The following is a 12,006-nucleotide window of genomic DNA, read 5'->3' as shown; positions in this document are numbered from 1 at the left end:
CAGCGCAGCCGCATTGTCGGCGCACGGCCCTCTACCCGCCCGGTGCCCCCGCGGCACTGGCCACCGGCTGCACGCGCCGATCGGGGCTGGCCACGTGCTCCGGCCGCACCCCCAGGCCGACGAAGCGGGCTGCCTGGTGGCGCAGCCAGGGCCAGTGGCTCAGCAGCCGCATGGGCAGCGGCGCACGCGCCGGCGATCGCCCACCGTCCAGCAGCGGCTTCAGCAGGTTCTGGGCGCGCACCTGGAAGCCCTGCGTCACCACGGTAGGGAATTCGCGCCGGGCCTGCACGCGGGCGACGTCAGCGTCCGTCACCCGGCCCTCGCGCAGCTTGTCGGCCAGCAGGTTGGCCGTGGCCACCGCATCCTGGATGGCGAGATTGATGCCGACGCCACCCACCGGCGACATGGCGTGCGCCGCATCGCCGATGCACAGCAGGCCCGGCGCGCTCCATGTCTGGAGCCGGTCGACCGCGACTGTGAGCAGCTTCACCTCGTCCCAGCTGCGCAGCTGCGCGAGGTGCTCGCGCAGCGCCGGCGCGGTGCGCGCGGCGCTCTCGCGAAACGCTTCCAGCCCTTGCGCCTTCACCGCGTCGAAGCTGCCCTTCGCGATCACGTAGGCACATTGCCAGTAGTCGCCACGGTCCAGCGTGATGAGGATGCGGCCGCCGCGCACATGGGTGAACGCATGGTCGAAGGTGGACGGATCACGCGCCACGCGGAACCACAACACGTCGATCGGCGCGCCGATGTCCTTGCGGCGCAGACCGGCGCGCTCGCGCACGGTGGAGTGGCGGCCATCGGTGCCCACGGTGAGCGGCGCGCGCACCGTGAGCGGGCCATCGGGCGTCTGCGCCACCACGCCGGTGATGCGACCGCCGCTGCGGACCAGGTCGGTCACCTCGGCGCGCTGCAGGAGCTGGAAGCCGTCGAGCCGGCGCGCCTCCCCGGCCAGGAAATCGAGAAAGTCCCACTGCGGCATGAAGGCGATGTAGGGGCACGGCACACGCAGGCCGCTGAAGTCGGCGATGCGCACATGCTCCTCCTCGATCCAGCCCTCCAGCCGGTCCAGCTTCTGGTGCGGCAGCTGCAGGAAGCGCTGGAGCAGCCCGAGCTCGTGCATCACTGTGAGGGTCGACGGGTGCACCGTGTCGCCCCGGAAATCGCGCAGGAAGTCCGCATGTTTTTCCAGCACCACCACGCGGACACCCGCGCGCGCCAGCAGGTAGCCGAGCATCACGCCGGCCGGGCCGCCGCCGGCGATGCAGCACTGGGTGTCGAGGCAGCGCATGTCAGGGGCCTTTCGCGGACTTCTTGCGGGTGGGCGTGGCAAAGCGCACCGGTGGCGCGCCGGCTGTGCCGCGCAGGGCGACGAACATCAGGTCGAGCTGCGCCTCGATGAGCGCGCCGGCATCCAGCGGGGCGATGGGGCCGAACAGCATCTGCCACACCACCGAGGTGATCACCGGGGCGACCAACAGCTGCGGGTGTCGCGCCAGCGCGGTGTCGGTCCATTCGCCGCTGTCGCAGGCGCGCCGTGCCAGGCCGGCGACCAGCGCCATGCCGGGCTGCACCACGTTGTCGTAGTAGTGCGTGGCGATCGCCGGGTGACGGCGCCCTTCGCAGATCACCAGCCGCAGGATGTGCTGCTTTTCGGTGTCCAGCACCTCGCGACGAAGCGCGGCCACCAGCGAGCGGATCAAGGGCTCCACCGGGCCCCGGTGTGCGGCGGCCATGGCCTGCAGCCCCATCACGACCGGTGGAATCGCAGCCTGCACGATCGCCTGGAGCATCGCCTCCTTGCTGGCGAAGTAGCGGTACAGCGTGCCCTTGCCCACGCCGGCCAGGGCGGCGATGTCGTCGGTGCGCGCGCCGTCGAAGCCGTCGCGCAGGAACACTTCGAGCGCGGCGGCGCGCACACGGGCTTCGGTGGTCAACGTGATGTCAGGTGGCATGTCGACACTCTGACTGACCAGTCAGTCCGCAGCAAGCAACAACCCGCCTGGTGGCGGGGTCAAGCGATTCGGCTCAGCGGGCCCGTGAGGCCCGCGTCGCTCAGGCGTTCATCACCGCCACCGAGCGCACGTTGAGGTAGGCCTCCAGCGCCTCCGGCCCGCCCTCGGAGCCGTAGCCGGAATCCTTGATGCCGCCGAAGGGCATCTCGGCCGAGGGCATGGCCGGCATGTTGATCCACAGCATGCCGACCTCGACGCGCCGTGCCAGCAGGTCGGCGTTCTTCAGCGAGCGGGTGAAGGCATAACCGGCCAGGCCGTAGGGCAGGCGGTTGGCCTCCGCGATCGCCTCGTCCAGCGTCTCGAAGCTGCGGATCGCGGCCATCGGGCCGAAGGGCTCGTCATTGAACACCTTGGCGTCGGCCGGTACGTCGGCCAGGATGGTGGGCTGCCAGAAGTTGCCCACCTCGCCGATGCGTGCGCCACCCGCCAGCACGCTGGCGCCGCGCTCCACCGCGTCGCGCGTCAGTTCCGCCATGGCGGTGAGCCGGCGCGGGTTGGCCAGCGGGCCCATCTGCGTGCCGTCGGCCAGGCCGTCCCCCACTTTCAGCGCCTGGGCCTGCGCAGCAAACGCCTTGGCAAATTCGGCGCTGATGCTCTTGTGCACCAGGAAGCGCGTGGGCGAGATGCACACCTGGCCCGCGTTGCGGAACTTGGCACCACCCGCCGTCTTGACCGCCAACGCGATGTCCGCGTCCTCGGCCACGATCACCGGCGCATGGCCGCCCAGCTCCATGGTCACCCGCTTCATGTGCTGGCCAGCCAGCGCGGCCAGCTGCTTGCCCACCGGGGTGGAGCCGGTGAAGGTGATCTTGCGGATCACCGGATGCGGGATCAGGTAGCTCGAGATCTCGGCCGGGTTGCCGTACACCAGCCCCAGCACGCCCGGCGGCAGGCCGGCGTCGGCAAAGGCGCGGATCAGCGCAGCCGGGCCGGCGGGCGTTTCCTCTGGCGCCTTCACCAGCATGGAGCAGCCGGCAGCCAAGGCGGCACCGACCTTGCGGACCACCTGGTTGATCGGGAAGTTCCAGGGCGTGAACGCAGCGACCGGACCCACCGGGTCCTTGAGCACCATCTGGCGCACGGCGAGGCTGCCGCGCGAGGGCACGATGCGGCCGTAGACGCGGAAACCCTCTTCGGCAAACCATTCGATGATGTCGGCGCCTGCCAGGGCCTCGCCCTTGGCCTCGACCAGCGGCTTGCCCTGCTCCTGCGTGATCAGGCGCGCGATGTCCGCAGCGCGCTCGCGCAGCAGGCCGGCGGCCTTGCGCATGATCTTGCTGCGCTCGGCCGGCGTCATGTCGCGCCAGGTTTCGAAGCCCTTCTGGGCGGCCGCCAGCGCACGGTCGAGATCGGGAATCCCGGCATGGGCGACGCGGCCGATCTCCTGGCCGGTGGCCGGGTTCATCACCGCCAGGGTGCGGCCGTCCGTGGCGTCCTGCCACTCGCCGTTGATGAAAAGCTGGGTGCGGGGATAGGTCATCGCGGTTTCCGGAGGCGTCATGGGATCCGGGAATTGTCCGGCCTGCCGCCGCGCAGCGCCGGCGCATGGGCTTTGCGGCGCGGCACGTGTGAGGCGAGCATCACCCTGGCGGCCCAACCTGCCATCGCACCGGCAGCACCCGGCGCGCAGCGCGGCCGGCCACGCGGCACTGAACCGCGCACCGTCACGCGCAGCGGCTGGCTACTGTGCTGCTTGTGCCGTGGGAGCGCTCTGCGCCACAGAAGGCGCATCTGGTGTGCAAGCCGCTGAATCCGCGCCTCGTTTCGGCACGGAAAGCATCCAGCCGCGCAGCGTCCTGAGCACCAGACGCCCACAGCTCTCGCCCACCAGGCCGGCGCGTTCGATGCGCTCCGCGCTGCCCTCCGGATAGCGATAGGTCTTCTGCGGAGCCTCGGCTACCGCGGCGTTGCGCTGGGCATCTGCCGCTGCGATGCGCAGCGATTCCCGCAGCAGGAAGGCTGTTTCCGTCCTGATCTGTTCGCCGTTGACGGCAGACCAGTGGGTTTGGGGGTCGTCTTCCGTGCGCGCCCGCGACACCACGCGAATCGTGTTCTGGTAGCGGGGTGTCTTGCTGTTTCCCGCGGCGTAGAACGCGACCACGTTGTCCAGCACGATCGCGCGCTGATCCTGGGTCATCGCGTACACCGGCGCCATGTCGATCCAGTCGCTGTCCGGCATCGAGCCGGGCTCTGCGGGCCGGAAGGCGGCAGCAGATGCCGCCTCGGCCAGCGCGCGTTGCAGCAGCTCTCGGTAGCCCAGCACCGACAGCACCGGCTGGTAGGGCTGCAGCACCTTGTCCGCCGCCTCCTGCAGGCGGGCCTTTTCCTGGTTCTTGGTGGCCTCCATCACCGCGCCATGCGTCAACACCGCGACCAGCAGCCCTGCGACATTGGGTGCCGGGTACAGCATGGCACCCGCGCCGGTCCCGGCCTGGTCGAAACTGACCATGCCGCGAAACACCACGCGGTCATCGGCGGGCAGGCGCACAGCAAGCGCCGATGGGGCATCGGCACACGCCGGCCCGGCCGCGCTGACAAGCGCCCAGGCGAGCACCGCGCCCACCAGCGTCTTCACCGGTCGGCTCACTGGCTGAAGGGCCGTAGCAGGGCGTCGCGGCCCATTTCCACCGCCTGGAAGTAGGAGTTGGTCAGGCCGGGGAACTTCGGCGGCTCGTCCCACGCACCGTCAGCGCTCTTGGTGACGTTGACAGGCAGGTACCACTCGTAGGTGTTGTCCTTCAGGTTCACCATGTAGCCGACTCCGGCCACGGTGCCCTTCGGGTCGCTGGTGGGCACATAGGCGGAGTAGTTGCGAACGAAACCCACGGTGTTGAGATCGATCACCACCAGCTTGTCGACGCCGTACTTGCGCTGAAGCGGCATGAAGTCCTTTTTGGCCGCATTGGGCGCGCTGCCGCTAAAGCTTCCCAGCGCATCCAGCTTGAGTTCCTCGTCGATGACGATCGCCTTGCCGCCCTTCTTGCGGATCAGTTCGGCCACTTCCGTCTTCAGCTTGGGCAGGTCTTCCGCGCCCAGCGTGCGGGCATGCGCGGTCAGCGAAGAGTTGGCGAGGGATGCTGCGGCCAGGCACAGCAGGCAGCCGGCGCCGGGCAGGTAGGTGTCCACCTTCGGCACCGGCGTCATGGCGACGCCGACGCTGCCGCCGTTGGCACCGATCGCGTCCGTGCGCAGGGCCACCGGGGTCTGTGGCGGGGTGGCGCAACCGGCTGTCAGAAGGGCAAGGGCAACCGTGGCAAGGGCAAGACGGGCTTTCATCGGACGGTACGGTTCGTTACGAAGGCCGCGAGCATAGCGGTGGCCTTGTCGGGCCGTCCACCACCCCAACGGGGGAACGGCGCCCACACCCGTGAACAAATCACTGCGCGTAGGTGAACGCGATCACATCTTGCAGCGCGTGCGCCACCACCACCGGCCAGAGCAACCGGGTGCGCCAGTAGAAAAGGCTCACCACCAGGCCGAACACCACGACCGACAGCGCCCCGATGGGCCCCTGGTACACGTGGTACAGCAGGCGCACCAGCAGGCTGATGCCCAGCGCAAGGCTCGCGCCCAGGCCGCTGAAGCCGCGCACCAGGTAGCCCACCAGGAAGGTTTCTTCGTACAGGCCGTTCACCATGGACGCCAGCACGATCATGGTGAGCGATGGCCTGGACACCGCCATGATCTGGCTGATCGGCTGGGCCGCCTGCTCCGCCACGCTGAACAGCGGGCTCACCAGTCCCCAGCCCACCAGGCAGGCAAAACACAGGGCCACGCCCAGCAGCGTGCCCCACCAGGTGGGCAGCGGCAGCAGCGTTCGCACCGAGTGGCCGCGCCCGCGCAGGAACCACAAGGCCGTGCTGCCGAGAAAGCATTCGATCGCGATGGTTTCGGTGAACACCGCATCGGAAAAGCCGGTGCCGGTCTGGAACCCCGCGGCGGCCGCGGACAGCGACCAGACGATGAACAGGCCGAAGCAGATGGCCACCACGGCGCCCGCTTCGGCCGGCGTGGCGGCGGTCGTTGAAGCGCGCTCAGGCATGGGCGGTAGCGGCAGTCGGCATGGCGCGCGATTGTCGCCGGCCTGCATGCCGGGCGCGCCTGCCGTTACACCGGCATGTTCATGATGTCGGAGTAGGCCTGCACCAGCCGGTTGCGCACCTGCAGGGTGGCCTGGAAGCCGATCTGCGCCTTCTGCATGGCGATCATCGTCTCTTCCAGGCTGACGGTCGGGTTGTCCAGCTGCACCTCGCGCTGCAGGCGCTCGGCTTCATGCTGCGACTCGCTCACGCCCTTGAGCGCCTGCGTCATCGCATTCTGGAAACTGGGCGCCTCGGCCGTCTTGCCCACCCCCCGGGTCGACAGCGGGCGGCCGTCGGTGCCCAGGCCGGCACGCGCGACCGCACTCGCGAAGTCGAAGGGTTTGAGTTTCAGGTCCATGGGATGAGCCCGGGTGGGAGGTCTCTCAGCGGCCATCTGGCCATGGAACGCATCGTAGGCAGCGGGCGGCTGCACGGTGGGCTGAAGTGGTGGCGCTTTTCCCGGCTGTTCCCCGCATCTCCTGGTAACACCTTCACCAAGAATCGCTGCAACCGGAAATCTTTCCGCCTGTGCCCAACGACGCGCTTTTGCCGCCCATGGACAACGCCATCGCCCCCTCCGCCCCCCAGACGCTGACGCCGATCGACAACGGCGTCTTCGCCCGCCTGGCCGCGATGCCGCCCAAGTCCCGCACCATGCTGGGCGCCGGCGCCGCCGCGCTGGTGGCCGTGCTGGTGGGCATCACGATGTGGAGCAGCCAGGGCGACTACAAGGTGCTGTACGCCAACCTGAGCGACAAGGACGGCGGCGCCATCCTGGCCCAGCTGTCCACCATGAACGTGCCGTACAAGAGCGCCGATGGCGGCAACGCCATCCTGGTCCCGGCCGACAAGGTGTTCGAGGTGCGGCTGAAGCTCGCCTCCGCCGGCCTGCCCAAGGGCTCGGTTGTCGGATACGAGCTGATGGACAACGCCCGCTTCGGCCAGACCCAGTTCCAGGAGCGCCTGACCTTCCAGCGTGGGCTGGAGGGCGAACTCACCCGCTCCATCGGCGCGCTGGCCGCGGTGCAGGCCGCGCGGGTGCACCTGGCGCTGCCCAACCAGAACGGATTTTTTCGCGAGCAGCAGAAGCCCAGCGCCTCGGTGCTGCTGACCCTGCACCCCGGCCGCACGCTGGACCGCGCGCAGATCGCCGGCATCGTGCACCTGGTGTCGTCCAGCGTGCCAGAGCTGGCGCCGAAGGCGGTGAGCGTGCTGGACCAGACCGGCGCCCTGCTGTCCGACACCGACAGCAACGGCGGCGTGCAGGGCCTGGACGCCAACCAGCTGCGCTACGTGGCCCAGATCGAGGGCACGCTGCAAAAGCGCATCGTCGACATCCTGGAGCCGGTGGTGGGGCGTGACAACCTGCGCGCCACCGTGGCGGCCGAGGTCGATTTCTCGCAGACCGAATCCACGTCCGAGGAATTCAAGCCCAACCAGGGCGAGCAGGCCGCCGCCGCAGTGCGCAGCCAGCAGAGCACCGAGTCCACCAACGGCGCCTCCGCCACGCCCAGCGGCGTGCCGGGTGCCACCAGCAACCAGCCGCCGGTGCCGGCCACCGCGCCGATCAACGGGGCCTCCGCCCCGCTGCAGGCGGCGCAAGGCGGCCAGGCCAACGGCAACTCGCGCCGCGACAAGGTCACCAACTACGAGGTCGACAAGACAGTGCGTGTCACGCGCAACGCCACCGGCCTGGTAAAGCACCTGAACGCCGCAGTGGTGGTGAACCACCGCGTCACCACCGATGCCAAGGGCAAGACCACGGTCACGCCGCTGACCAACGACGAGGTGGAGAAGCTGACTGCACTGGTGCGTGAGAGCATCGGTTTCAACCCGCAGCGCGGCGACTCGGTGAAGGTGATCAATGCGCCGTTCAAGATCGACCCCTCGCTCAAGCCGGACGACCTGCCGCTGCTGAAGCAGCCCTGGCTGCTGGACCTGGTGCGCGCCGGCGCGGTGCCTGGCGCCCTGGCCCTGGTGGCGCTGGCCGTGGTGTTCGGCCTGATCCGCCCGGCCCTGCGCGCCGCCGCGCCGCCGCCTCCGCCCAAGGGCGCCCAGCTCGACGCCGTGGTGGCTGACGATGAACCGCTGCCCGCCCTGCCGGCGCTCAGCGCACCCAAGATCAGCTCGCAGCTGGAAGGCGCACGCAACCTCGCCAAGGAGAACCCGGCGGCGGTGGCGAACATCGTGCGCGGCTGGGTCAGCGGCGAGACCGCCACGTGAGCTCGGCCATGGACGAACAAGGCTTGGAAGACGCGGCGATCCTGCTGATGAGCCTCGGCGAGGAAGAAGCGGCCGAGGTCTTCAAGCACCTGGCGCCGAAGGAAGTGCAACGCCTGGGCGAGACCATCGCGCGCATGAAGGCGATTCCGCGCGACAAGGTGGAAACCGTGCTCGAGCGCTTTACCGCCGTGGCCTCCGACCAGAGCATGCTGGTGGCCGACACCGACGAATACGTGAAAGCCGTGCTGCGCAAGGCGCTGGGCGACGACAAGGCCAACCTCCTGATCGACCGCATCCTGCAGGGCAGCGACGTCACCGGCATCGAAAGCCTGAAGTGGATGGACGCCGGCTCGGTGGCCGAGCTGCTGCGCAACGAACATCCGCAGATCGTGGCCGCCATCCTGGTGCACCTGGACTTCGACCAATCCAGCTCGGTGCTCAAGTGCTTCAATGAACGCCAGCGCAACGAGGTGCTGGTGCGCATTGCCACGCTGGACGGCATCCAGCCCTCCGCCTTGAAGGACCTGAACGAAGTGATGAGCAAGGTGCTGGCCGGCGGCGACAAGCTGCGCAAGGCCTCGCTCGGCGGCGTGAAGACGGCCGCGGAAATCATCAACATGCTGGGCAGCAGCGTCGAGACCTCGGTGCTCGACTACATCCGCGAGGCGGACAACGAGCTGGCCCAGAAGATCATGGACAACATGTTCACCTTCGACGACCTGGAGAAGCTGGACGACAAGGGCATCCAGGCGCTGCTGCGCGAGGTGCAGAGCGAATCGCTGGTGATTGCGCTCAAGGGCGCGACGCCGGAGCTGCGCGACAAGATCTTCAAGAACATGTCCACCCGCGCCGCCGAAACGCTGCGCGAGGACCTGGACGGCCGCGGCCCGGTGCGCTTGTCCGAAGTGGAAGCCGAGCAGAAGGAACTGCTGAAGACCGTCCGCCGCCTGGCCGACGAGGGCCAGATCGTGCTGGGAGGCGGCGGCGATGACCAGTTCGTCTGACCGCCGTTCCGGGCCCCGGCAGGTGCCGCCGCCGCAAGGTGCCGCGGCCAAGCCGACCTCGGCGTATTCGCGCTTCATTCCGCGCGAGGAGCTGGGCGCCTTCGCCAGCTGGACGCCCGACGGCTTCGGCGGCGCCGCCCGGCCGCATCCCGGCGTGAGCGCGCCGACGCCGGAGCCGGAAGCGCCCACGGCTGAACAGATCCAGGGCCACTTGCAGCAGGCGCGCCAGGATGGCTACCAGGACGGTTACCGCGACGGCCTGGTGGCGCTGGACAGCTTCAAGCAGAGCTTTGCGCAGCAAATGACGGCGCAGATCGGCCAGCTGCTGCACAGCTTTGAAAACCAGCTCGACGAGCTGGAGCAGCAGATGGCGCTGGCCGTGGCCCGCACCGCTACGCAGCTGGCGCGCCAGGTGGTGCGCAGCGAGCTGCAGGCCAACCCCGCCCTGGTGGCCAAGGTGGCCGAGGAGGCGGTGAACGCGGTGCTGATGAGCGCGCGCCACATCCGCGTGCATGTGAATCCGCAGGACCAGGCGCTCGTGGCCGAAGGCGCCGCCGAGGCGCTGCAGGCGCGCGGCGCCCGGCTGATGGCCTCCACCGCCATCGAGCGCGGCGGCTGCCTGATCGAATCCGACGCCGGCTCCATAGACGCGCGCATCGAGGCGCGCTGGTCACAGGCCGCCGCCACGCTGGGGCAAGACACGCCCTGGCACGACGCGCCGGCGCAGGAGGATCGGACATGACGGCCTCGCATCCGTTCGAAATGCATGCGGTGCGCAACGTGTCCACCGAACGCGGTGAACGCTGGCAACGCTATCTGAAGGACCTGGAGGCTTATGCCGCAGCGCCCCGGCCGCTGGAGACCGAAGGTACCCTGGTGCGCGTGACCGGCCTGGTGCTGGAAGCCGCCGGCGTGCGGGTGCCGGTGGGTTCGGTGTGCGAGGTGCATCCACCCATGGGCGGCGATAACCAGCCGCCGGTGCTGGCCGAGGTGGTGGGCTTCAACGGCGACCGCGCCTTCCTGATGCCCACCGGCGAGATCCATGGCCTGTCGAGTGGCGCCCGCGTGGTGCCGCGCCCGGCACCTACCTTGCCGCCCAAGCTGGGCCGTGAGAACCAGCTCTGGCGCCGCAGCGAAGACCGCGGCCTGCACCTGCCGATGGGTGACGGCCTGCTGGGCCGCGTGGTCGATTCGCACGGCGTGCCCATGGACCGCAAGGGCCCGCTGGCGGCCACGCACAACGAGCCGATGATCCGGCGCCCGATCAACGCGATGGACCGCGACCCGGTGCGCACCCCGCTGGACACCGGCGTGCGCGCGATCAACGCCATGCTCACCGTCGGCCGCGGCCAGCGCCTGGGCCTGTTTGCCGGCACCGGCGTCGGCAAGTCGGTGCTGCTGGGCATGATGGCCCGCTACACCCAGGCCGACGTGATCGTGGTGGGCCTCATCGGCGAGCGCGGCCGCGAAGTCAAGGAATTCATTGAAGACATCCTCGGGGAAGAGGGGTTGAAGCGCAGCGTGGTGGTGGCGGCTCCGGCCGACGCGCCCCCGCTCGTTCGCATGCAGGGCGCCACGTACGCCACCGCGATCGCGGAGCACTTCCGCGATCGCGGCCAGCATGTGTTGCTGCTGATGGACTCGCTCACCCGTTATGCGATGGCGCAGCGTGAGATCGCACTGGCCATCGGCGAGCCGCCGGCCACCAAGGGCTATCCGCCCAGCTGCTTTGCCAAGCTGCCGCAGCTGGTGGAGCGCTCGGGCAATGGCCTCAATGGCGTGGGCTCCATCACGGCTTTTTATACGGTTCTGTCGGAAGGCGACGACCAGCAAGACCCGATCGCCGATGCGGCGCGCGGCATCCTGGACGGCCACATCGTGCTCAGCCGCGAGCTGGCCGAGAGTGGCCACTACCCGGCCATCGACGTGGAGCGCTCGGTCTCGCGCGTGATGACCGCGGTGGCCTCGCGCGAGCATGTGGACGCCGCCCGGCGTGCGCGCCAGCTTTTGGCCAAGTACAACAAGGCGCGCGACCTGATCCAGTTGGGCGCGTATGCACCGGGCCACGACACGGAGCTGGACGTGGCCGTGCGGCTGCATCCGGCGCTCGTGTCGCTGCTGCAGCAGGACATGCACCAGGTCGCGCCCCTGGAGCCCAGCAAACGTGTGCTCACCGCCACGGTGGCGGCGGCCTAAGGCCTGAACGATGAACCAGATCGGTCCCTTGCAGGTACTGCTCAAGCAAGCCGAGAGCGAGCGCGACGAGGCGCTGCTGATGCTGCAGCAGGCCCAGGCCCGCGCCGATGCCGCGCGCCAGCAGGCCGAGCAGCTGCAGGCCTACCGCGGCCAGTACCAGCAGCGTTGGAGCCAGCAGTTCGCCCAACGCGGCGCGATCGAGATCGTGCACTGCTACCAGGGCTTCAACGAACGCCTGCACCAGGCCATCACCCACCAGGAACAGGCCAGCGCCCAGAGCGCCGAGCAGCTGGAACGTGCGCGCCAGCTGCTGCAGGAGCGTGAGCTGCGCGTGGCCTCGGTGCGCAAGCTGATCGAACGCCGCCTGGTCGAACAGCGCCGCGTGGACGAACGCCGCGACCAGCAACTCACCGACGAAGCCGCGCAGCGCTCCGGGTGGAACACCCACCTGCCCTCGCGCATGGTCAACCAGTTCAGCTGACGCCATCG

At 69.3% G+C, this 12,006-nt stretch carries 12 protein-coding genes; 5 read left to right on the top strand and 7 right to left on the bottom strand.

Annotated features, from left to right (window positions below; genetic code table 11):
• Nucleotides 1-31 precede the first annotated feature (31 nt).
• The 7 genes from VPH43_RS10820 to fliE form a co-directional block, all read right to left on the bottom strand.
• Nucleotides 32-1,288 (bottom strand): FAD-dependent oxidoreductase, encoded by a 1,257-nt coding sequence (locus tag VPH43_RS10820; protein WP_328577697.1) that lies wholly within the window; start codon nt 1,286-1,288, stop codon nt 32-34.
• Nucleotide 1,289: 1 nt separating this feature from the next.
• Entirely contained in the window at nt 1,290-1,952 is a 663-nt protein-coding gene (locus VPH43_RS10815; RefSeq protein ID WP_328577696.1) for a TetR/AcrR family transcriptional regulator, read from the bottom strand.
• 100 nt (nt 1,953-2,052) lie between these two features.
• Nucleotides 2,053-3,492, bottom strand: a complete 1,440-nt coding sequence (locus tag VPH43_RS10810) for an NAD-dependent succinate-semialdehyde dehydrogenase (protein WP_328577854.1) — start codon at nt 3,490-3,492, stop codon at nt 2,053-2,055.
• A gap of 201 nt (nt 3,493-3,693) precedes the next feature.
• Entirely contained in the window at nt 3,694-4,587 is an 894-nt protein-coding gene (locus VPH43_RS10805; protein WP_328577695.1) for a hypothetical protein, read from the bottom strand.
• An 8-nt stretch (nt 4,588-4,595) separates the two neighbouring features.
• Entirely contained in the window at nt 4,596-5,210 is a 615-nt protein-coding gene (locus VPH43_RS10800; RefSeq protein ID WP_328577694.1) for a hypothetical protein, read from the bottom strand.
• A 178-nt stretch (nt 5,211-5,388) separates the two neighbouring features.
• Entirely contained in the window at nt 5,389-6,054 is a 666-nt protein-coding gene (locus VPH43_RS10795; RefSeq protein ID WP_328577693.1) for a CPBP family intramembrane glutamic endopeptidase, read from the bottom strand.
• Between the two features lie 65 nt (nt 6,055-6,119).
• Entirely contained in the window at nt 6,120-6,452 is a 333-nt protein-coding gene (gene fliE, locus VPH43_RS10790) for a flagellar hook-basal body complex protein FliE (RefSeq protein WP_328577692.1), read from the bottom strand.
• Nucleotides 6,453-6,649: 197 nt separating this feature from the next.
• Between fliE and fliF the strand changes: the two genes are divergently transcribed.
• The 5 genes from fliF to fliJ are packed head-to-tail and all read left to right on the top strand — an operon-like array spanning nt 6,650 to nt 11,998.
• Nucleotides 6,650-8,317 carry a flagellar basal-body MS-ring/collar protein FliF gene (fliF, locus tag VPH43_RS10785; RefSeq protein ID WP_442909257.1) on the top strand — a complete coding sequence of 556 codons (1,668 nt, stop codon included), beginning with the start codon at nt 6,650-6,652 and terminating at the stop codon, nt 8,315-8,317.
• A gap of 8 nt (nt 8,318-8,325) precedes the next feature.
• Nucleotides 8,326-9,321, top strand: coding sequence for a flagellar motor switch protein FliG (fliG, locus tag VPH43_RS10780; RefSeq protein WP_328577691.1), 996 nt, complete (start codon nt 8,326-8,328; stop codon nt 9,319-9,321).
• A complete protein-coding gene (locus VPH43_RS10775; protein ID WP_328577690.1) occupies nt 9,305-10,063 on the top strand; it encodes a FliH/SctL family protein in 759 nt (252 codons plus the stop codon). The genes fliG and VPH43_RS10775 overlap by 17 nt, the downstream gene beginning before the upstream one ends.
• Nucleotides 10,064-10,083: 20 nt before the next feature.
• Nucleotides 10,084-11,517, top strand: coding sequence for a flagellar protein export ATPase FliI (gene fliI / locus VPH43_RS10770; RefSeq protein ID WP_328577852.1), 1,434 nt, complete (start codon nt 10,084-10,086; stop codon nt 11,515-11,517).
• 10 nt (nt 11,518-11,527) lie between these two features.
• Complete coding sequence (gene fliJ / locus VPH43_RS10765) at nt 11,528-11,998, top strand: flagellar export protein FliJ (RefSeq protein WP_328577689.1); 471 nt, start codon at nt 11,528-11,530, stop codon at nt 11,996-11,998.
• Nucleotides 11,999-12,006: the final 8 nt, after the last annotated feature.

Source organism: Ideonella sp. BN130291 (assembly GCF_036231905.1).
In the GTDB taxonomy this organism is placed as follows: domain Bacteria; phylum Pseudomonadota; class Gammaproteobacteria; order Burkholderiales; family Burkholderiaceae_C; genus CAMLIZ01.
The sequence above is the reverse complement of the archived record's forward strand: the minus strand, read 5'-3'. Positions and strand labels throughout refer to the sequence as shown.